Origin of the sequence: Nonomuraea lactucae, assembly GCF_003313395.1 — a bacterium.
Taxonomy (GTDB): Bacteria; Actinomycetota; Actinomycetes; order Streptosporangiales; family Streptosporangiaceae; genus Nonomuraea; species Nonomuraea lactucae.
This window is the reverse complement of the sequence record NZ_QNFZ01001032.1, coordinates 1-20506: the sequence shown is the minus strand read 5'-3', so window position 1 is coordinate 20506 and position 20506 is coordinate 1. Positions and strand designations below refer to the sequence as shown.

The 20506-nt window shown below is 72.1% G+C and carries 18 protein-coding genes; 6 read left to right on the top strand and 12 right to left on the bottom strand.

The annotated features are described in order from the left end of the window. Window positions 1–50: 50 nt before the first annotated feature. Both DQW85_RS38555 and DQW85_RS38550 read right to left on the bottom strand, forming a co-directional pair. Window positions 51–242 carry a DUF5999 family protein gene (locus DQW85_RS38555; protein ID WP_113704678.1) on the bottom strand — a complete coding sequence of 64 codons (192 nt, stop codon included), beginning with the start codon at window positions 240–242 and terminating at the stop codon, window positions 51–53. Between the two features lie 199 nt (window positions 243–441). Continuing rightward, window positions 442–1002, bottom strand: coding sequence for a TetR family transcriptional regulator (locus DQW85_RS38550; protein WP_240197704.1), 561 nt, complete (start codon window positions 1000–1002; stop codon window positions 442–444). Window positions 1003–1114: 112 nt separating this feature from the next. On the opposite strand from DQW85_RS38550, the gene DQW85_RS38545 reads away from it, so the two are divergent. Next, window positions 1115–1513, top strand: coding sequence for a hypothetical protein (locus DQW85_RS38545; protein ID WP_113704676.1), 399 nt, complete (start codon window positions 1115–1117; stop codon window positions 1511–1513). A gap of 88 nt (window positions 1514–1601) precedes the next feature. Here the strand turns inward: DQW85_RS38545 and DQW85_RS38540 are convergent, their stop codons facing one another. From DQW85_RS38540 to DQW85_RS38530, 3 genes are all read right to left on the bottom strand, one after another. Beyond that, window positions 1602–3059, bottom strand: a complete 1458-nt coding sequence (locus tag DQW85_RS38540; protein WP_113704675.1) for an RNA polymerase sigma factor — start codon at window positions 3057–3059, stop codon at window positions 1602–1604. 170 nt (window positions 3060–3229) lie between these two features. Continuing rightward, complete coding sequence (locus DQW85_RS38535; protein ID WP_113704674.1) at window positions 3230–3607, bottom strand: hypothetical protein; 378 nt, start codon at window positions 3605–3607, stop codon at window positions 3230–3232. 73 nt (window positions 3608–3680) lie between these two features. Continuing rightward, the gene (locus tag DQW85_RS38530) at window positions 3681–4826 is read right to left on the bottom strand and encodes an AMP-binding protein (RefSeq protein WP_113704673.1); all 1146 of its coding nucleotides are present in this window, start codon (window positions 4824–4826) and stop codon (window positions 3681–3683) included. Between the two features lie 186 nt (window positions 4827–5012). Between DQW85_RS38530 and menD the strand changes: the two genes are divergently transcribed. Next, entirely contained in the window at window positions 5013–6671 is a 1659-nt protein-coding gene (gene menD / locus DQW85_RS38525; protein WP_113704672.1) for a 2-succinyl-5-enolpyruvyl-6-hydroxy-3-cyclohexene-1-carboxylic-acid synthase, read from the top strand. Window positions 6672–6787: 116 nt separating this feature from the next. Here the strand turns inward: menD and DQW85_RS38520 are convergent, their stop codons facing one another. From DQW85_RS38520 to DQW85_RS38500, 5 genes are all read right to left on the bottom strand, one after another. Then, a complete protein-coding gene (locus DQW85_RS38520; protein WP_113704671.1) occupies window positions 6788–8302 on the bottom strand; it encodes a glycoside hydrolase family 13 protein in 1515 nt (504 codons plus the stop codon). A gap of 2 nt (window positions 8303–8304) precedes the next feature. Beyond that, entirely contained in the window at window positions 8305–9234 is a 930-nt protein-coding gene (locus DQW85_RS38515; protein WP_113704670.1) for a carbohydrate ABC transporter permease, read from the bottom strand. Beyond that, entirely contained in the window at window positions 9231–10100 is an 870-nt protein-coding gene (locus DQW85_RS38510; protein WP_113704669.1) for a carbohydrate ABC transporter permease, read from the bottom strand. The genes DQW85_RS38515 and DQW85_RS38510 overlap by 4 nt, the downstream gene beginning before the upstream one ends. A 5-nt stretch (window positions 10101–10105) precedes the next feature. Beyond that, window positions 10106–11461, bottom strand: a complete 1356-nt coding sequence (locus DQW85_RS38505; RefSeq protein ID WP_240197703.1) for an extracellular solute-binding protein — start codon at window positions 11459–11461, stop codon at window positions 10106–10108. 94 nt (window positions 11462–11555) lie between these two features. Then, window positions 11556–12545: a LacI family DNA-binding transcriptional regulator gene (locus tag DQW85_RS38500; RefSeq protein ID WP_113704667.1), complete on the bottom strand. Its 990-nt coding sequence runs from the start codon at window positions 12543–12545 to the stop codon at window positions 11556–11558. A gap of 237 nt (window positions 12546–12782) precedes the next feature. Here DQW85_RS38500 and DQW85_RS38495 point away from each other — a divergent pair, with 237 nt between their 5' ends. After that, on the top strand, window positions 12783–16052 hold the full coding sequence (locus DQW85_RS38495) for a discoidin domain-containing protein (RefSeq protein WP_113704666.1): 3270 nt from the start codon (window positions 12783–12785) through the stop codon (window positions 16050–16052). Between the two features lie 47 nt (window positions 16053–16099). Here DQW85_RS38495 and DQW85_RS38490 read toward each other — a convergent pair whose 3' ends face one another. Further along, window positions 16100–16840: a GntR family transcriptional regulator gene (locus DQW85_RS38490; RefSeq protein ID WP_113704665.1), complete on the bottom strand. Its 741-nt coding sequence runs from the start codon at window positions 16838–16840 to the stop codon at window positions 16100–16102. A gap of 123 nt (window positions 16841–16963) precedes the next feature. Here DQW85_RS38490 and DQW85_RS38485 point away from each other — a divergent pair, with 123 nt between their 5' ends. Further along, entirely contained in the window at window positions 16964–17767 is an 804-nt protein-coding gene (locus DQW85_RS38485) for an inositol monophosphatase family protein (RefSeq protein WP_113704664.1), read from the top strand. 18 nt (window positions 17768–17785) lie between these two features. Here the strand turns inward: DQW85_RS38485 and DQW85_RS38480 are convergent, their stop codons facing one another. Next, complete coding sequence (locus DQW85_RS38480; RefSeq protein ID WP_240197702.1) at window positions 17786–18439, bottom strand: GntR family transcriptional regulator; 654 nt, start codon at window positions 18437–18439, stop codon at window positions 17786–17788. Window positions 18440–18504: 65 nt separating this feature from the next. Between DQW85_RS38480 and DQW85_RS38475 the strand changes: the two genes are divergently transcribed. Further along, window positions 18505–19692 carry a CaiB/BaiF CoA transferase family protein gene (locus DQW85_RS38475; protein ID WP_113704680.1) on the top strand — a complete coding sequence of 396 codons (1188 nt, stop codon included), beginning with the start codon at window positions 18505–18507 and terminating at the stop codon, window positions 19690–19692. Further along, window positions 19689–20506, top strand: an 818-nt coding sequence (locus DQW85_RS38470; RefSeq protein WP_240197701.1) for an HpcH/HpaI aldolase/citrate lyase family protein, incomplete at its 3' end; no start/stop codon positions are given. The genes DQW85_RS38475 and DQW85_RS38470, both read left to right, overlap by 4 nt.

The following is a 20506-nucleotide window of genomic DNA, read 5'->3' as shown; positions in this document are numbered from 1 at the left end:
GGTCGCGTGTCAGCGTGGTCGCGCCGGACGGGCGTGAGCGGGCGCGGGTGTCAGGCCGCGCCGACCGCGGGCCGGTGCGGGGCGATGGCGGTGCCGCCGGGCAGGAGCTCCCCGGTGTCGTCGAAGAGGACCACGCCGTTGCAGAGCAGGCTCCACCCCTGCTCGGGGTGGCACGCGACGGTGCGTGCCGCTTCGCGGTCGGGCGCCTCCGCGGACGGACAGGCGGGGTCGTGCGGGCACATCGGCGTGCCTCCGATATCTCGTGAAGGGCTCCCGCGTGAAGGGGCGGGAGCGGCTCGGGTCTGTTGTTGTAGCAAGTGTGCGGCGTACGTCACACCTTCCGACATAGCCCGTTAGGACTGTTGGAGGAGGATGCCAGGAGGTGTGACCCTCGACACAGCGTGCCTTAAGCAGGATAACGGTCCAAGCTCGACACGCCCACTACGTTTGCAGGCCTTTGAGCAACGCTTCGAGCCCGCGCTCGAAGTCGACGTCCGCCCGCTCGTCGCGCCTGATCCACTCGTCCACCTCGGGGTCGGCCCAGCCGGACTGCTGCACCTCGACCGCCACGCTGCCGAAGACGAACGCCCGGAGCGCGCGCACCGCCTCGGCGGCGCCCCCCAGGCCCCCGTCGGCGAGCTGCTCGGTCTGCTCCCTGATGGCGATGGCGGTGCCACCCTTGGGCGGCTTGGTCAGGGCGAGGGCCAGCACCCCGGGATGGTCGCGCAGCAGCTCGCGGCCGGCCCGGCACCACGCCCGGGCGGTGTCCTGCCAGGTGGCGCCCTGCTCGACGTGGACGGCGGTGACGTGCTCGGCCAGCGCGTCCATCAGCGCCTCCTTGCCTCTCGGCAGGTGGTGGTAGATGGCCATGGCCTCCACCTGCAGGGCGTCGCCGAGCCGCCGCATGGTGAGCCGGCGCAGCCCCTGCGTGTCGGCGATGTGCAGCGCGGCCTCGATGATGCGCTCGCGGGAGAGCGGGACGGGCGGCCTCTTGGCGGGCATGGAGATCATCTTACTGTGTAAAGGGCGTGGCGCCGGTCCGATGACCGGGCGTGGCGCGAAACGGCGTACCCTGGTCGCTGGTAAGAAGTGGGTGCGCGAAAGGGCAGAGTCGATGGCGTTTTTCCGTCCGCGGGTGAGCCGGGAGGCCGAGGTCCGCTACCACGCGGATCTGGAGATCTCCAAGAGCTTCCCGGAGCTGCTGCAGAAGGCCAGGCAGGCCGAGCGGACGCTGCGCGGCCTGCGGGCCGCCGACGCGGACGAGATCGAGCTGCTGGGCGCCGGGCTGGCGTTCGACAAGGCGCTGACCGAGGCGCTGCGGGCGGCCGAGTCGGGCCAGCGGGCCACGTTCGGGGTCAGGGCCTACGACGACCGCATCGCCCGCCGCAAGGCCAAGGCGACGCCGGCCGGGGCCACGTGGACCGCCGAGGTGGAGCGGCTGCGCACGCTGCGCGAGGACAACCGGCTGTGGGGGATCCCACGCCTGCCCCGCCCGGTGCCCGCGGAGCGGTGACCGGACAGGCCGTACGGGCCTGCCGGTGACCCGGGCATGACCGATGCACGAGGAAGCCCCGGCCGGTCGGCCGGGGCTTCTTCGCGGGTCAGCTGGCCCAGTCGAGCAGCGGGCGGGTGTTGCTCGGGTGGCGCAGCTTGGAGAGGGACTCCTTCTCGAGCTGCCGGATGCGCTCCCGGGTCAGGCCCAGGTGCTTGCCGATCTCGTCGAGCGTGTGCGGCTTGCCGTCCACGAGGCCGAAGCGCAGAGCCATGATCTTCGACTCGCGCGGCGAGAGGTTTTCGAGCACGCCCCGCAGCTGGTCGCCCAGCAGCTGGCGGTCGACGATCTCCGACGCCTCGGGGGAGTCGACGTCCTCGATGAGGTCGCCGATCGTGGTCTCGCCGTCCTCGCCGATGGTCGCGTTGAGCGAGATCGGCTGGCGGCTGGTGCGCAGCAGCTCCTCGATCTGGTCGGGCGTCTTGTCGAGCTCGACCGCCAGCTCCTCGGGCGTGGGCTCGCGGCCCAGCCGCTGGTGCATGTCGCGCTCGATGCGGGAGAGCTTCGACAGCATCTCCAGCACGTGCACCGGCAGCCGGATCGTGCGGGCCGAGTCGGCGAAGCCGCGCTGGATGGCCTGGCGGATCCACCACATGGCGTACGTGGAGAACTTGAAGCCCTTGGTGTAGTCGAACTTCTCCACCGCCCGGATCAGGCCCAGGTTGCCCTCCTGGACCACGTCCAGCAGCGACATGCCGCGGTCGGTGTACTTCTTGGCGACCGAGACGACCAGCCGGAGGTTGGCCTCCAGCATGTGGTCCTTGGCCTCCTTGCCGTCCCGGACCACCAGCTCCAGCTCCTCGCGGGCGGTGGGGGAGAGCGAGGTGTCGGTCTCCAGCTTGTACTCGGCGTACAGGCCCCCCTCGATGCGCCGCGCCAGCTCGACCTCCTGCGCGGCGGTCAGCAGGGTGCGGCGGCCGATCGACTTGAGGTAGGTGTGGACCGAGTCGCCCATGACCGACTGGTTGTCGTCGAGGTCGATCGCCTCGTCCTCCAGCTCGGCGTCCTCGGTGCTCAGCACGACCGCGTCAGGCTCGGCATCCGCGCCGGACGTGGTGCTCGCCGTGGTGCCGGAGCCGGTGCCGGAGCCGGTGCCGGTTGACGAGACGGCCTGGAGGTCGGGCTCGGCGGGCGGCTCGGACTCGGAGAGGGGGAGGTCGCCGGACCCCGCAGAGGCGGTGCGCTTGTCCGTGCGCTTGGTCGCGGCCGTGGACTTCCCGGCGACCGCGGTCTTCCTGGCCCCGGACCCGGCGGCGGGCTTGGCGCTCTTCCTCGCGGGCGGCCTCTTCACGGCGGCGGGCTTGGCCAGGGACGGCTCGTCCTCCGCGGCGAGGCTGACGCCCGCGTCGGTGAGCTCGCGCAGAATCGAACGCCCCTGGGTGGGGCTGATCCCGGCATCCGCGAACGCGTCACGCAGCTCCGCGAGAGACAGGTGACCCTGTGCTCGCCCTCGGTCAAGCAGCTGGTCGAGGGTCGCGGGTGGGGTTGCCACGGCGGTTCGGGGCATGAGGACACCTCCTCCATACGGAGTCGAAGCGATCAGGCAGGTTGTGGTGGGGCGGCTCCTGGCCGCTCAGCGCACCAGTATCAATAACGCCACGCAGCGCTATTTGTTCCCGCATGGACGAAAAAATGGGCGGATCACCACAAAGGTGACCTATCCCACCTGCGGATCCGCTACTCGCCGACGGTGATCTGGCCGGGCTCGACCTCGGGCATCGGCATCGGCTCGGCGTCCTGGAGGCGTTCGCCGGTCCAGTAGTCGAGGACCTTGTCGGGGTCGGGGTTGATCTCCTTGGACACCACGGCGCCGTCCGTGGGCCGGGGCTCCGGCGAGCTGGTCAGCTGCGTCAGCTGGTCGGGGATCCGCCCCGTCTGGACGGACGACCCGCCGGAGGGCTTGCTGGACGGTGAGGACTTCTCCACCACTGCTCCGGTCTGCCTGGCGGCCTGGTCGAGCCTGCCCGCCGAGGCGGCCGCCGCGACGGAGACACCACCGACGATGATCACGCCGACGACCGCCGCGGATGCCCACATCTTGCGGGTCTGGTCCATGAAGGCTCCCTCCTTGCCTCTCCTACTATGACGCATCCGAAGGTCATCGGGTTCCTCGGCGGGAGCGGGTGGATCAGCCGGAGGAGCGCAGCCGTACGAGGTCGGGCTTGCCGTTCGGCAGCAGGGGGAGATCGGGCACGAGGCGCAGCTCGCGTGGCGCGGCGTAGGCGGGGAGCCGGTCGCCCGCGTAGGCGCGCAGCTGGGAGAGGGTGGGCGGGCCGGCGGGGTCGGCGGGCACCACGACGGCCACGACGATCTCGCCCCACTCGGCGTCGGGACGGCCGACGACGGCGACGTCGGCCACCTCCGGATGGCCGGCCAGCACCGCGGCCACCGCGCCGGCCACGACCTTCTCGCCGCCGGTGTTGATGACGTCGTCGGCCCTGCCGAGCACGCGCAGCCTGCCGCCGGACAGCTCGCCGAGGTCGGAGGTGACGAACCACTTCCCGTCGCGGGGGACGGGCTCGCCGGAGCGGTAGCCGGTCAGCAGCACCGGGCCGGCGATGCGGATCAGCCCGTCGTCGCCGACCTTCAGATCCACATGGTGAAGGGGGCGGCCGTCGTACACGCATCCGCCGCTGGTCTCGCTCATGCCGTACGTCGTCACGACCCGGGCGCCGAGGTCGCGGGCGGCGGCCACCAGACCGCGGCGCGGCGCGGCGCCGCCGAGCAGGATCGTCCGGAACACCGACAGGTCCGCGCCCAGCTCGACCAGCCGGTGCAGCTGCGTCGGCACCAGCGACACGTGGTCGGCGCCCGAGGACAGCACGAGGCCCGGGTCGAAGCGCGGGTGGACGATCGGCTCGCTCTCGCTCAGCAGCGCGCGCACCAGCACCTGCAGCCCGGACACGTGCGACGGGGGCAGGCAGCACAGCCACCGCTCGCCCTTGGCCGCCTCGATCCGCCGGAGCGACGCGGCCGCCGACGCGCGCAGCGCGGTCGCCGAGAGCATCACGCCCTTGGGCACCCCCGTGCTGCCGCTGGTGGCGATCACCACGGCCACGTCCGGCGGCACGCCCTCGCCGCCGTCGCACCGCACGCCGTTCGCATGGGTCGGGCGCAGGGCCGCGATGGCGGCGTCCGCGTGGTCGGGGGAGAGGGGGAGCAGTGCGGGCCCGTCACCGGACAGCGCATCGCGAACCGCCGCGAACAGGTCAGGGCCAGGAGACGCCACAACGGCATGCAACGGGCGAACCGGGTGCGACCGCGTGCTGGGCATGCTCGTAAGGTTAGTGGCGGCACAATGGTTGCGGCATGGTCGGCGACGGGGCGGGAGGGTCGTGGCGCGTTCTCCCGGGATCTTCCGGAATCCCGTCGGCGGTGTGCCGGTCGGCAACGTCGTGTCCCTGTCCGCACCCGAGATCCGATCTCCCTCGTCGCTCCGCCGGATGCAGGAGGCCGCCCAGTGAACCCCGCCACCGCGCTGGCCAAGGTGCTCGTCGACGAGCTGGTGCGCTGCGGCCTGACCGATGTCGTGGTGGCGCCCGGCTCGCGTTCGGCGCCGCTCGCGCTGGCGCTGCACGCCGAGTCGCGGGTGCGGATGCACGTGCGCGTCGACGAGCGGTCCGCGTCGTTCCTGGCGCTGGGACTGGCCAGGCGCGCCGAACGGCCGGTCGCCCTGGTCTGCTCCTCCGGCACGGCCACCGCGAACTTCCACCCCGCCGTCATCGAGGCGAGCGAGGCCGGGGTGCCGCTGCTGCTGCTCACCGCCGACCGGCCGCCCGAGCTGCGCGGCACCGGCGCCAACCAGACGATCGACCAGATCAAGCTGTACGGCTCGGCGACGCGCTGGTTCGCGGAGGTCGGCGTGCCGGAGGAGCGCCCCGGGCAGGTGGCCTACTGGCGCTCGCTGGCCTGCCGGGCCTACCAGCGGGCGGCGGGACCCGCCGATCCCGGCCCGGTCCACCTCAACCTGGCCTTCAGGGAGCCGCTGATCCCAGACGGCGACACCACGTGGTGCGAGCCGCTCGACGGCGACGTGACGGGGCCGTGGGTGCGCGCCCGGGTGTCGCCGCCGCCCGTGGCGCTGCACCTCCCGCCGACCAGGCGCGGTGTGCTGGTGGTCGGCGACGGCGCGGCCAACGTGCGCCGCTACGTCGCCGCGGCCGGGATGGCCGGCTGGCCGGTGCTGTCAGAGCCGAACGGCAACGCCAGATACGGCGACCACGCCGTCTCCGCCTACCACTACCTGCTGTCCACTCCCGACTTCGCCGACGCCCACCAGCCCGACGTGGTGGTGACCCTGGGCCGGCCGGGGCTGTCACGGCCGCTGCTGTCGTGGCTGAGGCGCGCGCCGGAGCACATCGTGGTCTCCACCGGCCTCGAACGCTGGCCCGACCCCACCCGGTCGGCCACCCAGGTGGCGCAGGCGGTGGAGATCCCCGTCGCCTCGGGCGACGACAGCTGGCTGCACGCCTGGCGGCAGGCCGACCTCGCCGCCCGTTCGGCCCTGGACGAGGTGCTCGACACCGCCGGGATGACCGAGCCCCGGGTGGCGCGCGACCTGGCGGAGGCGCTGCCCAACGGGGCGCTGCTGTTCTGCGGGTCGTCGATGCCGATCCGCGACCTGGACCAGGCGATGCGGCCACGGCGCGGGCTGCGGCTGCTGGCCAACCGGGGCGCCTCCGGCATCGACGGTGCGGTCTCGACCGCGATGGGGGCGGCGCTGGCGCACAACGGGCCCTCGTACGCGCTGCTCGGCGACCTGTCGTTCCTGCACGACCAGAACGGCCTGATCCTCGGGCCCCGCGAGCCCCGGCCCGACCTGTGCCTGGTGGTGGTCAACAACGACGGGGGCGGGATCTTCTCGCTGCTGCCGCAGGCGGCCCTGCGCGACGCGTTCGAGCGGGTCTTCGGCACGCCGCACGGGGTGGACCTCGGCTACGTGGCGGCGGCCACCGGCACGCCGTACACGCTGGTGGAGGAGATCGGCGACCTGCCCAAGGCGATCCGCGGGCACGGGCCGCGGGTGGTGGAGGTCCGCACGGACCGCGAGGCGAACGCCGCCGTGCACGCCCGCCTCCGCGAGACGGCCCAGGCGGCGGTCCGCGCGGCCCTGCCCTGACCGAACCCGTCCCCATCCGGAGGCCGTCCCGCCCGGAGGCCGTCCCCGCCCGGTACCCGTCCCCGCCCGGAGGCCGTCCCCATCCGGAGGCCGTCACCGCCCGGACGGCGGGTGCCTCATTCCGGGGATGCCAGCCACGCCGTCGTGTCGGGCGGCAGGGCGGCGCCCTCCAGGGGGCCGCTGGCCAGCAGGACCTCGCCCGGCGGGAGCGGCACTGGGACGGCGCCCAGGTTCGACACGCAGATCAGGCCGGAGTCACGGCCGAAGGCGAGCACGTCGTCACCGGAGGGCAGCCAGCTCAGCGTGCCGTCGCCGAGCAGGTCGCGGCGCAGGCGAAGCGCCGAGCGGTAGAGGTTGAGCATGGACCCGGGGTCGGCGAGCTGGGCCTGCGCGGTGAGCCCGTGCCAGCCCTCCGGTTGCGGCAGCCAGGGGCGCGGCCCGCCGAAGCCGTACGGAGGCTCGCCGCCCGTCCAGGGCAGCGGCACGCGGCAGCCGTCCCGGCCCGGGTTGGCGCCGTCCGACCTCGCGTACATGGGGTCCTGGCGGGCGTCGTCAGGCAGGTCCTCGACCTCGGGCAGACCGAGCTCCTCGCCCTGGTAGACGTAGACGCAGCCGGGCAGGGCCATCGCGAGCAGCGCCGCGGCCCTGGCCCGGCGGCGGCCGAGCTCCAGGTCCGACGGGCTGCCGTGGAGGCGTCCGCCGTGCTCGAACGCGGTGTCCGCCCTGCCGTACCTGGTCACCGGGCGGGTGACGTCGTGGTTGGAGAGCACCCACGTGGGCGGCGCGCCGATCGGCAGGTGCGTGGACAGCGTCAGATCGATCACCCGGCGCAGCTCGGCGGGCCGCCAGGGGCAGGACAGGAAGTCGAAGTTGAAGGCGGTGTGCAGCTCGTCGGGCCGCAGGTAGCGGGCGAAGCGCTCCTGGTCGGGCAGCCAGACCTCGCCGATCAGGATCCGCTCGCCGTACTCGTCGGCGATCTCGCGCCAGCGCCGGTAGACGTCGTGCACGTCGTCGAGGTCCTCGTAGCCCGTGGCGGACTTGAACAGCAGGGCGGCCGAGTCGATGCGGAAGCCGTCGACGCCCCGGTCGAACCAGAAGCGCAGGACGTCCTCGAACTCCTGGTGGACCTCCGGGTTGTCCCAGTTGAGGTCGGGCTGTTCGGGGGCGAACAGGTGGAGGTACCACTGCCCGTCGGGAACCTGCGTCCACGCCGGACCGCCGAAGATCGACGACCAGTCGTTCGGCTCGTCCCGGAACCAGAACCGTTCCCTGGCCTTCCGGTCCACGAGCGCCTCCTCGAACCAGGCGCTGGCGGTGGAGCTGTGGTTGGGGACGACGTCGATGATGACCCTGATGCCGTGGTCGTGCGCCTCGGCGATGAACTTCTCGGCCTCGGGCAGCGTGCCGAACACCGGCTCGATGTCCCGGTAGTCCGCCACGTCGTACCCGCCGTCGGCCATCGGCGACGGGTACCAGGGATTCAGCCAGACGGCGTCGATCCCGAGCTCCTTGAGATACCCCAGGCGCGAGCGCAGCCCCGCCAGGTCGCCGCAGCCGTCGCCGTTGCCGTCGGCGAAGCTGCGCAGGTAGACCTGGTAGATCGCGGCCCCCCGCCACCACGTTCGCGACATGCTCATCCCTTGATGCCTCCGGCGGTCAGGCCCGCCATGATGTGCCGTTGGAACAGGAAGAAGACGACGATCGTCGGCACGCCGGCGATCACCAGACCGCCCATGATCACGTTCTGGGGCACGGCTCCGGCGGTCTGTGACAGCCCCACGCCGACGGTCATCCTCTCGCTCTCTGTCATGACCAGCAGCGGCCAGACGAAGTCCTTGAACGAGGTGACGATCGTGAAGATGGACACCACGCCGAGGATCGGCCTGGAGACGGGCAGCACCACCGACCACAGCACCCGGAGCGGTCCGGCGCCGTCGATCCGAGCGGCCTCGATCAGCTCCCTCGGTATGGAGTCGAAGAAGCGCTTGAGCAGGAAGATGTTGAACCCGTTGGCCGCCGCGGGCAGCCAGAGGCCCCACGGGTTGTTCAGCAGGCCGAGGTCCACGATCGTGACGTAGAGCGGGATCAGCACGACCATCGGCGGGATCATCAGCGTCGCCAGCATGGCGCCCAGGATCACGTTGCCGAGCACCGGTCTCAGCTTCGACAGCGCGTACGCCGCCGTCACGTCCACCGCCATCGACACCAGCCAGCCGCCGAAGGCGTAGTACGCGGTGTTCCTCAGCAGCAGCCCGATGTCGAACAGGCTCCACGCCTCGGCGAAGGCGTCCGGCGTGGGAGCGGCCGGGAGGAGGGTCGGTGGCATCCGGGCGAGCTCCGGGCCCGACTTCATGGCGCCGGTCACCATCCAGTAGAGCGGGAAGACGAAGGCCAGGGTGGAGCCGGCCACCATCGCCACCAGGACGGCCCAGTAGACCCGCCGCCCCCACCTGCTGTTGAGCTGGTGCGGAGAGACGATGGTGCGGAACCGCACGTCGATGCGCCTCGGCGGCCTCCGCTCCCGCGCGTGCCCGGTCGCCGTCCTGGCGCCGGCGGAGATCATGCCTTGTCCTCGCGGGTGAGCCGGAGCTGGAAGGCGGCGAAGACGAGCAGCGCGAGCATCAGCATCATGCCGAGCGCGCCCGCCTGCCCGTACCCGTCGCCGTAGGTGAACGCGAACTGGTACATCAGGTAGGCGACGGTGACGGTGGAGTTCTCCGGGCCGCCGCCGGTGAGCATGTACGGCTCGATGAACACCTGCATGGTGGCCACGACCTGGAGCATCAGCATGAGCAGCAGGATGAGCCGGGTCTGCGGGATCGTGACGTGCCTGATCCGGTTGAGGATGCCGGCCCCGTCCAGCTCGGCCGCCTCGTACAGCTCGGGCGGGACGTTCTGCAGGGCCGCCAGGTAGATCAGCGTCGCGCTGCCCATGTTCATCCAGGTCGACACGATCACCAGGGAGATCAGCGCGGTGGCGGAGGAGTCGAGCCAGGCGAGCGCGGGCAGGTGGAGGAGGTCCAGGATCTGGTTGAAGAGTCCGGGCCCCGGATCGAAGAACCACCTGAAGAGCAGCACCGCGACGATGGGCGGCAGCATGACCGGCAGGTAGACGACGAACCGCAGGTAGGCCCGGGCGTGGCGCAGCTCGTTGAGCACCAGTGCCGTGACGAACGGCACGGCGTAGCCGCAGAGCAGCGCCAGCCCCGTGAACTGCAGGGTGTTCAGCCACGCCGTGCCGAACGCCGGATCCTGGACGACGGCCTTGAAGTTGTCCAGCCCGGCCCAGGTGGGCGGGTCCACCAGGTTGGTCCGCTGGAAGCTCAGGACGAACTCCCTGACCATCGGATACCAGGCGAACAGCGCGAAGCAGAACAGCGCCGCGCACAGGAAGCCGTAGGCCGTCAGGTTGCGCCTCAGTACGCCCATGTGGGTCAGCCCTTGGTGGCCAGCATCGCGTCGGCCTTGGCCTCCGCGTCGGAGAGCAGCCTGCCGAGGTCGGCGTCCCGGCGGCTCAGCACGCCGGACATGGCCACGTCGAGGATCGCGTACAGCTCCTGCGCGTGGGCGGGCTCGGCCCTGGGCGGGACGGCGGCGGCGGCCCGCACGTACGGCGCGTAGTTCTCGACCGGCAGCGAGGCGTGCCTCTCGCGGTCGGCCTGGATGGCCTTGCCGGTGGGCGAGTCACCGTAGACGTCGTTGTCGGGCACGCCGACGGGGTTGCCGATGGCCTTGCCGCGGGCGAAGTCGAAGCGCCCCTTGCCCACGGTGTTGAAGCGGAAGTCGATCCACGCCAGGGCGGCCCGGGCCTGCTCGGGGGTGGCCCGGGGGTTGATCATGAACGCCTCGCCGCCGCTCAGCGACGCCTTGGCCTCCGGGAAGCCGGTGATGCCGTAGTCGGCGACGTCGCCACCGAACTTGTTGACCACGTCGGTGATCACGTCCGGGGCGCCCAGCATCATCCCGACCTTGCCGCCGCCCATGGCCATCATGAGCGACTCCCAGCCGACCAGGAGCTTGGTGCCCATGCTGCCGTCCACCCAGCGCATGTCGTGCAGCGTCTGGAGCACGGCCAGGCCCTCGGGTGAGTTGAACGCGGCCTTCTTTCCGTCGCCGGTGAGCACGCTGCCGCCCCTGCCGTAGAGCGCCTGGGTGAAGTGCCAGCCGCCGGTGTTGCCGCCGGAGTACTCGCCGTAGCCGACGTGGCCCGGGCCGAGCGCGGCGATCTTCCTCGCGGCCTCGCGGATCCCGGCCCAGGTCGTGGGCGGCGTGTCCGGGTCGAGCCCGGCCTGGGCGAACAGCCTGCGGTTGTAGACCAGGCCGACGCCGTAGTGGACGTTGGGCACGCCGTACACCTTGCCGTCCTTGGTGACCAGCGCCCTGACGTCGGGGCGCAGGTCGTTCCAGTTCCTGATCGCGCCGATGTGCCGGGAGAGGTCGAGCGCCTGGCCCCTGCGGATGACGTCGTCGTAGGTGGTCACCGGCACCACGAACGCCGTCTCCATCTGGCCGCCGGCCAGCTTGGGCCCGAACGTCTTGGGGTCGAAGCAGGGCTGCTGGTCGGTGCTCCTGACCGTCACGCCCGGGTGCGCCTTCATGAACGCGGCGACGTCGTCGTCCCAGGCCCGGCGTTCCTTGGGCGCGGACTTCGCGGGCCGGCAGGCCACGGTGATCGTGACCGGGGCGGCGCCTCCGCCTGCGGGTGCGGCCGGCCCGCTCGATCCGCAGGCGGAGGCGGAGGAGGAGAGGCCGAGCACGGTCGCGAGAAAGAGCCCTGTGGATCTGTGCATGGGTCTGACCCTTCTGATGCGAGGTGCCCACACCATAAGATCAGCGACCCATGACTGCAATATTTCGACTAGAAGCCGCAAGATAACGACTGCATTACGAGCGTGCTCGCGCGGTCGAGGCCCGGACGACCAGCTCCGGCTCGAACAGCAGCTCGTCGGCGGGCACCACGGCCCTGCCGATCTGCGCGACCAGCAGGTCCACGGCGGCCCTGCCCATGGCGTCGATCGGCTGGCGCACCGTGGTCAGTGGGGGCTCGGTGCAGTTCATCAGCGCGGAGTCGTCGAAGCCGATGACCGAGACGTCGGAGGGCACCGCCAGCCCGGCGCGGCGGGCGGCCCTGATCGTGCCGAGCGCGAGCAGGTCGCTCGCGCAGATCACACCGGTGACACCGCGCCGGACCAGCCGGGCCGCCGCCGCGTGCCCGCCCTCCAGCGAGAACATCGTCTGCTCGACCAGCGCCGGGTCGCCGCCGCACGTCAGGAACGTCTCCAGCTTGCGCCGCGAGGGGATGTGGTCCTTCGGGCCGAGCACCATGCCGACGTGCTCGTGGCCGAGCGCCCGCAGGTGGGCCAGGGCGATCTCGGCGGCCACCGCGTCGTCGCACGACACCTGCGGGAAGTCGAGGCGCCCGACGGCCGCGTTGACCAGGACCGTGGGCAGCCCGCGCTCGTGCAGCAGCTCGTAGTGCCCGTGCGAGGCGTCGGCCTGGGCGTACAGGCCGCCGGCGAAGACCACGCCGCTGACCTGCTGCTGGAGCAGCAGGTCGACGTAGTCGGCCTCGGAGACGCCGCCGACCGTGCGGGTGCAGAGCACGGAGGTGAAACCCTGCTGGGCCAGCGCCCCGCCGACGACCTCGGCGAACGCGGGGAAGATCGGATTCTGCAGCTCCGGCAGCACCAGGCCCACCAGGCGGGCCCGGTCGCCGCGGAGCTGGGTGGGACGCTCGTAGCCGAGCACGTCGAGAGCCGTCAGCACCGCCTCGCGGGTCGCCTCGGACACCCCTGGCTTGCCGTTGAGCACGCGGCTCACGGTCGCCTCGCTCACTCCGACCTTCTTGGCCACCTCTGCAAGTCGTCGCGTCATGCGCAAACTATAAGGCCGTCAACGCAAGCGCTTGCAACTGCTTGCGTTGACATGACGCCGCGCCTTACAGCCCGTTCAGGAGACTCTGCCGCTTCCCCGGCGGTCCTGACCAGCGGCGGCGACTGAAACCGCGTCCCGCTGGTCAGTCGATTCCTTGCGCAATCTCGTCGAAATATTGCCGACATCTGCTCGGCACCTTATGGTGCGGCTATCCGTCCTCGCCGAAGGGCCACCCCCATGAGAGCCGTCTTAGCCGCCCTTGCGTTAGTTCTCGGACTCCTGGCCGCACCCGCACCCGCGCGCGCGGTGGCGGCCCCCAACCTCGCGGCCGGCAGGCCCGCCGCCGCCGGCAGCTTCACCGACGTCTACCAGGCCGCCAACGTCACCGACGGCGACCAGGCCACCTACTGGGAGTCGGCCGGCAACGCCTTCCCGCAGTGGGTCCAGGTCGACCTCGGCGAGGCGGCGACCGTCACCGGGCTCGTGCTCAAGCTCCCCGGCGGCTGGCCGAGCCGCACACAGACGCTGACCGTGCAGGGCAGCGCCGACGGGACGGCCTTCTCCACGATCGCCCCGTCCGCGAGCCACACCTTCGCCCCGAACGCCACCATCGCCCTCACGCCTGCCATCGCCCGGTACGTCCGGCTGTCGATCACCGCGAACACCGGTTGGCCGGCCGCCCAGCTCTCCGAGGTCGAGGTGTACGGCCAGGGCGGCGGCGACGGGACGAACCTGGCGACCGGCAAGCCCATCGCCGCCTCCTCGCACACCCAGACCTACGTGGCGGCGAACGCCAACGACAACGACGCGCGGACCTACTGGGAGGGCGGCGCCTACCCGAACACGCTGACCGTCAAACTGGGCGCCAACGCCGACGTGACCTCGATCGTGCTCAGACTCGACCCCGCCCCGGCCTGGGCCAGGCGCACGCAGGCCATCCAGGTGCAGGGCCGCGAGCAGAGCGCCGCCGGCCTGACGACCCTGGTGCCGCAGGCCACCTACACCTTCGATCCCGCCTCCGGCAACACGGTGCGGATCCCGGTGCGGGCCAGGGTCGCCGACGTGCGGCTCACGATCACCGCCAACTCCGGGGCACCCGGCGGCCAGATCGCCGAGTTCCAGGTCTTCGGCGCCCCCTCGCCCAACCCCGACCTCACCGTGACCGCGCTGACCTCCAGCCCGGCGGCCCCGCTGGAGACCGACACGATCACGCTGTCGGCCACCGTCAGGAACTCCGGCACCGCACCCTCGGTCGCGACCTCGGTCGCCTTCACCGTCGGCGGCTCCAGGGTGGGCGCCACCGACCTGGGACCGCTGGCGGCCGGAGCCTCGGCCACCGTCACCATGCCGATCGGAACCCGCGACGCCGACACCTACCAGGCCGGCGCCACGGCCGACGACGACGGGAGGGTCATCGAGCTGGACGAGGCCAACAACACGCGCACCGGCAGCCTTACCGTCAGACCGGTCGACTCGGCCGACCTGATCGCCTCGTCCGTGACCTGGACGCCGGGCAACCCCGCCCAGGGAGACAGCGTCACGTTCGCGGTGACCGTCAGGAACCAGGGCACGCTGGCCTCCAGCGGCGGTTCCCACGGCATCACGCTCACCGTCGCGAACGCGTCGGGCACCGTCATCAGAACGCTGACCGGCTCCGCCGGCGGCCCGATCGCCCCCGGCGCGAGCGCCGCCCCGGTCACCCTGGGCCCGTGGACCGCGGCCGACGGCACGTACACGGTCAAGGTCGTGCTGGCCCCCGACGCCGACGAGCTGCCGGTCAAGCGGGCCAACAACACCAGCACGCACCGGCTGTCGGCCGGGCGCGGCGCGCGGATGCCGTACGACATGTACGAGGCCGAGGACGCGGCCGTCGGCGGAGGCGCCACCCGCCTCGGCCCCAACCGGAAGGTGGGAGACCTCGCCGGCGAGGCGTCCGGCCGCAGGGCCGTGACGCTGGGCACCCCCGGCGCGTACGTCGAGTTCACCACGCGCGCCGACACGAACACGCTGGTCACCAGGTTCTCGATGCCCGACGCCCCGGGCGGCGGCGGGATCGACTCGACGCTGAACGTCTACGTCGACGGCGTCTTCCTCAAGCCCGTCCCGCTGACCTCGCGCTACGCCTGGCTCTACGGCGCCGAGGCGAGCCCGAACAACTCGCCCGGCTCCGGCCCGCCACGGCACATCTACGACGAGGCCAACCTGCCGCTCGGCACCACGGTCCGGGCGGGCAGCAGGATCAGGCTGCAGAAGGACCCGGCCAACGACTCCACGTACACGATCGACTTCGTCAACCTGGAGCAGGTGTCACCGGTCGCGAACCCGGACCCCGCGCGCTACGCCGTCCCGGCCGGCCTCACCCACCAGGACGTGCAGAACGCCCTCGACCGGGCCCGCCAGGACACCACGCTCACCGGCGTCTACCTCCCGGCGGGCGACTACCAGACGTCCGGCAAGTTCCAGGTGTACGGCAGGGCCGTCAAGATCGTCGGTGCCGGGCCGTGGTACACACGCTTCCACGCCCCCCGGGGGCAGGAGAACACCGACGTGGGCTTCCGCGCGGAGGCGTCGGCGAACGGCTCGTCGTTCGCCGGGTTCGCCTACTTCGGGAACTACACCTCGCGCATCGACGGGCCGGGCAAGGTGTTCGACCTCTCCAACGTGGCGGGCATGGTGATCGACGACATCTGGGTGGAGCACCAGATCTGCATGTACTGGGGCTCCAACACGGACGACATGACGATCAGGAACTCCCGGATCCGGAACGTCTTCGCCGACGGGCTCAACATGACCAACGGCAGCACGGACAACCGGGTCACCGACGTGGAGGCCCGCTCGACCGGCGACGACAGCTTCGCGCTGTTCTCCGCGACCGACAACAACCCGGGCGAGCAGACGGGCAACGTCTACGAGAACCTCACGTCGCTGCTCACCTGGCGGGCCGCGGGCGTCGCCGTCTACGGCGGGCGCGGCAACACGTTCAGGAACATCTACGTCGCCGACACGCTCGTCTACCCCGGCGTGACGATCAGCTCTCTGGACTTCGGCATCCCGATGCACGGCTTCGGGGCCGATCCGCCCACGCGCTTCGAGAACGTCTCGCTGGTCAGGGCCGGCGGGCACTTCTGGGGCGCGCAGACGTTCCCGGCGATGTGGCTGTTCTCCGCGTCCAAGGAGTTCCAGGGCATCAGGGTCGCCAACCTCGACATCGTCGACCCGACCTACCACGGGATCATGTTCCAGACCGGCTACGCGGGCGGGCGGCCACTCAACACGATCAGGGACACCGTCTTCACGAACGTCTCGATCAGCGGCGCCAGGAAGAGCGGCGACGCCTACGACGCCAAGTCCGGCTTCGGCATCTGGGCCAACGAGCTGCCCGAACCCGACCAGGGCCCCGCCGTCGGCTCCGCCACGTTCAACGGCCTGCGGTTCGCCGACAACGCGCAGGACATCAGGAACACGACGTCCACGTTCGCCATCACCGTCAATCCACAGAGCCGTTAGCGGCCCTTCGGGGCGCGTGGGCGGGTGTCCGGGGCCGGTGCGCGGGTTCAGCGTTCGATGAGGGTGACTTCGAGGGAGTAGTGGGAGGCGCGGTAGATGTGCGAGCCGTGCTCGACCGCCCGGCCCTGGTCGTCGTACGTGGTGCGGATCATGGTGAGCAGCGGTGCGCCGCGCCGCTCGTGCAGCAGCCTGGCCTCCGCCTGGCTGGCCGCGCGGGCGCCGATGCGCTGGTTGGCCACCCGCATCCGCACCCCCGCCCCGCGCAGCAGCTCGTACAGGCCGCGGTCCTCGAGCTCGGCCGCGCCGATCTGGGCGAGCCCCAGCGGGAGCCAGTTGTGCAGCACCGCGAGCGGCTCGCCGGCCGCGAAGCGGAGCCGTTCGAGGTAGAGCACCTCGACGCCCGGCTCGAGGCCGAGGATGGGGGCGATCTCCTCGTCGACCGGGCGCGGCTCCAGCGCGAGGACCTGGGTGGCGGGCTCCTGCCCCGCGCGGCGCAGGTCGTCGTAGAGGCTCGTCAGCTCCACCGAGCGCTTGACCTGCCCGTGCACCACCTGGGTGCCGACGCCGCGCTTGCGCACCAGCAGGCCCTTGTCGACCAGATACTGGATGGCCTGGCGGATGGTGGGTCTCGACAGGCCGAGCTTGTCGGCCAGGAGGATCTCGTTGTCGAGGCGGGAGCCGGGCGCCAGGTCTCCCCGCCGGATCGCTTCGGCGATCTGCTCGGCCACCTGGAAGTAGAGCGGCACGGGACTGGATCGATCCAGATCGATCGCCAGGTTCGCGGTCATGCCGATCAGGGTACCGAGGTCAGAATGTCCTGACAATTGCATGGCGGGGGCAGGCTTGGGCAACCTCAGGGGTGTTGTTCCCGTGTGGTCGGAGGGGACGCCCGAGGAGAGGCTGGAGGAGACATGGACGAGACGCGAGGCCCGGACGCCGCGCCCTCGGACGCCGAGCTGCTGCTGGAGACGGCGAGCGAGGCCGCCCGCGCGGTGGGGCCGCGGCTGCGCAAGGCCTTCCGGTCCCGGCCGCCGGTCGCCACGAAGCGGGACTTCCACGACCCGGTGACCGAGCACGACAGGGCCGCCGAGGAGACCATCCGCGCGGTGATCACCAGCCGCTGGCCCCGCAGCGCGATCGTGGGCGAGGAGGGCGGCGAGACCGGCTCCGGTGACCTGTGCTGGTACGTGGACCCGATCGACGGCACCGCCAACTTCGCCGCCGGGCTGCCGTTCTTCTGCGTCTCCATCGCCGCCGCCGTACGAGGTGAGCTGGTGGCGGGCGTGATCTACGACCCGGTGCGCGACGACGAGTTCACCGCCTCGACGGCGGGCGCGTGGTGCAACGGCACCCCGATCCGCAGCACGGGGGCGTCCCGCGACCGGGAGGCGATGCTGCTGTCGAGCTATCCCACGCCGCTCGACCTGGAGACCCACGGTGAGGAGGCGCTGCGCCGCTACGGCCGCTTCCTGGCGTCCTTCTCCGCCGTGCGCCGGCCGGGCAGTGCGGCGCTCAAGCTGGCGCACGTCGCCGCCGGGTGGGCCGACGCGGCGTACGGCACGCGCTCCCAGCCGTGGGACGTGGCCGCCGGCGCCCTGCTGGTGCGTCAGGCGGGCGGCGTGTACCTGGGTGATCCGCTGGCCGAGGGCGACTACCTGGCGTTCGTCGGCGGCTTCGACCTGGGCTCGTCGGCCCTGGCCGAGGTGGCCCCCTGAGGAGCCGGCGCGCGTGCCTCAGCCGTTGCGGCGGTAGTCCCCGGCCTGCCGTACGTGCTCGATCATGATGTGTTCGGCGGTCGCGCCGTCGGCGCTCGCCAGGGCGTCCAGGATGCGCTCGTGCGCTTCGAGCTGCGGCCGCACCTGGGCGTCGTCCAGCCAGAGCGAGGCGGCGGCGGGCACCGGGAAGCTGTTGCGCACCGCCCTGGCGTGCCGGCCGAGGAACGCGGGCCCGCCGATGTCGGCGATGAGCAGGTGGAAGTGCCGGCTCTGCTCGCCCAGCAGGTCGTTCCTGCCCTCCTCGGCGTCGTGGACCATCGCGGCGTGCACCTCGCGCAGCCGGTCGAGCTCCTCGGCGGTGATCCGGGCGGCGGCCAGGCGCGCGCCGAGGCCCTCGACCACCGCGCGCAGACCGTAGAACTCCTCCAGCGCGTCGTCGCCCAGGTCCACCACCGTGGCGCCGTGATGGGCCTCGTAGCTGATCAGCCGGTCGTTCTCCAGCCTGCGCAGCGCCTCGCGCACCGGCGTCACCGACACCCCGAGCCGGCGGGCGACCGCACCCGCGCGCAGCGCCGCGCCCCCCGGGATGCGGGCGGTGCGGATCTCGTCCAGCAGCACGCTGTAGACGTAGTCGGCCTTGCTCATCGGCGGGCGCGGATCGCTGCTCTGCATGGCCCTCAGTGTCCCGCAAACCACGACGGATTGACCTTTTCCTATTTCTTATATCTTATATGTTCATGCCAAGTCTCGCCGGGCTGAGGGTCATCGACGCCGCGACGCTGTTCGCCGGGCCGTCCGCCGCGATGATGCTGGGCGACTTCGGCGCCGACGTCGTCAAGATCGAGCACCCGCGGCGGGGCGATCCGTCACGCGGGCACGGCGCCTCGGCGGACGGCGTCGGCCTGTGGTGGAAGACGCTGTCGCGCAACAAGCGCGCCACCGCGGTCGACCTCTCGCATCCCGCGGGGCAGCGGATCCTGCGCCTCCTGGCCGGGCGATCCGACGTGCTGATCGAGAACTTCCGGCCCGGCACGCTGGAGCGCTGGGGCCTGGCGCCCGGAGACCTGCTGGAGCTGAACCCGCGCCTGATCGTGGCGCGCATGACCGGGTTCGGGCAGCGCGGGCCGATGGCGTCGAGGCCCGGGTTCGGCACGCTGGCGGAGGCCATGAGCGGGTTCGCGGCCATGACCGGCGAGCCTGACGGCCCGCCCACGCTGCCGCCGCTCGCCCTGGCCGACGGCATCGCCGGCCTCGCCATGTCGTACGCGATCATGGTGGCGCTGCGCGCCCGCGAGACGACCGGCCGCGGGCAGGTCGTCGACGTGGCGATCATCGAGCCCATCCTCGGCCTGCTCGGCCCGCAGATGACCGCCTACCAGGCCCTGGGCGTGGTGCCGGCGCGCACCGGCAACCGCTCCGGCAGCAACGCCCCGCGCAACACCTACCGCACCCGCGACGGCCGCTGGCTGGCCGTCTCCACCAGTGCCCAGCCCGTCGCCGAGCGTGTCGTGACCCTGGTCGGCCGCCCCGACCTGGTGGAGCAGCCGTGGTTCGCCACCGGCGGCGGCCGGGTGGAGCACGTGGACGAGCTGGACGAGGCCGTCGCCGCGTGGATCGCCGAGCGCGACGCCGACGAGGTCGTCGCCCGCTTCGAGGAGGCCCAGGCCGCGGTCGCGCCCGTCTACGACGTGGCCGACATCGCCAAGGACCCGCAGTACGCGGCGCTCGGCACCTTCGTCGAGCTGCCCGACGAGGAGCTGGGCACGGTCACCATGCAGAACGTCATGTTCCGCCTGTCCGGCACGCCGGGCGAGGTGCGCTGGCCGGGCCGCCGCCTCGGGCGCGACACCGACGAGGTGCTCGGCGAGCTCGGCTACGGCGCGGAGGAGATCGCGGCGCTGCGGGAGGGCGGGGTGATCGTGTGACCGGGCGGGTCCGCTGGACAGGGCGGCTCCGGGAGACGGGGCGGCTCCGGGTGACCTGGCTGTACGTGCCGGGCGACCGTCCCGAGCGGTTCGCCAAGGCCGTCGCCTCGGGGGCCGACGTGGTCATCATCGACCTGGAGGACGCGGTCGCGCCCGCCAGGAAGGACGAGGCCCGCGCCAACGTGGCCGCCTACCTGGTCGAACGGACCTCCTACCTGCGCGAACGGGCCGCCATGGGTGACGGGTGCGGCCCGGGGGGCGGTGTGGAGGTGCACGTCCGGCTCAATGATCTGGCCACCCAGCGGGGGCTGGACGATCTGAGCGAGCTGGCGGGACTTCCCGGTCTCGACGCCCTCCGCCTGCCGAAGATCGAGTCCGCCCGGAGCCTGGACCTGCTCGACCACTTCCCGGTCCCGGCGTACGCGCTGCTGGAGTCGGCCGCCGGTCTCGTCGAGGCCACCGCCATCGCCGCGCACCCGAGGGTCGCGGGCGTCGCGCTCGGCGAGCAGGACCTGGCCGCCGAGCTGTCGATCACCGGAGAGAGCGCCGTGAACCACCTCAGGCTCCAGGTGGTGCTGGCCGCGGCGGCGGCGGGCCTGCCGCCCGTGCCCATGTCCGTCCACCCGAACGTGCGCGACGAGGCCGGCCTGGCCGCCTCGTGCGCGGCGGGGCGGGCGCTCGGCATGTTCGGCAGGGCGGCGATCCACCCCCGCCAGCTCCCCGCGATCAGGCGCGCCTTCACGCCCACGGAGGAGGAGACGGCCCGGGCCGCCGAGATCCTCCGGGCCGCCGAGCGGGCCGAGCGGGACGGGGC

Bases quoted from the DNA above. Each gene is read 5' to 3' on its own strand.
- DQW85_RS38555 (WP_113704678.1), bottom strand. From the start codon at position 242: ATGTGCCCGCACGACCCCGCCTGTCCGTCCGCGGAGGCGCCCGACCGC.
- DQW85_RS38550 (WP_240197704.1), bottom strand. From the start codon at position 1,002: ATGCCCGCCAAGAGGCCGCCCGTCCCGCTCTCCCGCGAGCGCATCATC.
- DQW85_RS38545 (WP_113704676.1), top strand. From the start codon at position 1,115: ATGGCGTTTTTCCGTCCGCGGGTGAGCCGGGAGGCCGAGGTCCGCTAC.
- DQW85_RS38540 (WP_113704675.1), bottom strand. From the start codon at position 3,059: ATGCCCCGAACCGCCGTGGCAACCCCACCCGCGACCCTCGACCAGCTG.
- DQW85_RS38535 (WP_113704674.1), bottom strand. From the start codon at position 3,607: ATGGACCAGACCCGCAAGATGTGGGCATCCGCGGCGGTCGTCGGCGTG.
- DQW85_RS38530 (WP_113704673.1), bottom strand. From the start codon at position 4,826: ATGCCCAGCACGCGGTCGCACCCGGTTCGCCCGTTGCATGCCGTTGTG.
- DQW85_RS38520 (WP_113704671.1), bottom strand. From the start codon at position 8,302: ATGTCGCGAACGTGGTGGCGGGGGGCCGCGATCTACCAGGTCTACCTG.
- DQW85_RS38515 (WP_113704670.1), bottom strand. From the start codon at position 9,234: ATGATCTCCGCCGGCGCCAGGACGGCGACCGGGCACGCGCGGGAGCGG.
- DQW85_RS38510 (WP_113704669.1), bottom strand. From the start codon at position 10,100: ATGGGCGTACTGAGGCGCAACCTGACGGCCTACGGCTTCCTGTGCGCG.
- DQW85_RS38505 (WP_240197703.1), bottom strand. From the start codon at position 11,461: ATGCACAGATCCACAGGGCTCTTTCTCGCGACCGTGCTCGGCCTCTCC.
- DQW85_RS38500 (WP_113704667.1), bottom strand. From the start codon at position 12,545: ATGACGCGACGACTTGCAGAGGTGGCCAAGAAGGTCGGAGTGAGCGAG.
- DQW85_RS38495 (WP_113704666.1), top strand. From the start codon at position 12,783: ATGAGAGCCGTCTTAGCCGCCCTTGCGTTAGTTCTCGGACTCCTGGCC.
- DQW85_RS38490 (WP_113704665.1), bottom strand. From the start codon at position 16,840: ATGACCGCGAACCTGGCGATCGATCTGGATCGATCCAGTCCCGTGCCG.
- DQW85_RS38485 (WP_113704664.1), top strand. From the start codon at position 16,964: ATGGACGAGACGCGAGGCCCGGACGCCGCGCCCTCGGACGCCGAGCTG.
- DQW85_RS38480 (WP_240197702.1), bottom strand. From the start codon at position 18,439: ATGCAGAGCAGCGATCCGCGCCCGCCGATGAGCAAGGCCGACTACGTC.
- DQW85_RS38475 (WP_113704680.1), top strand. From the start codon at position 18,505: ATGCCAAGTCTCGCCGGGCTGAGGGTCATCGACGCCGCGACGCTGTTC.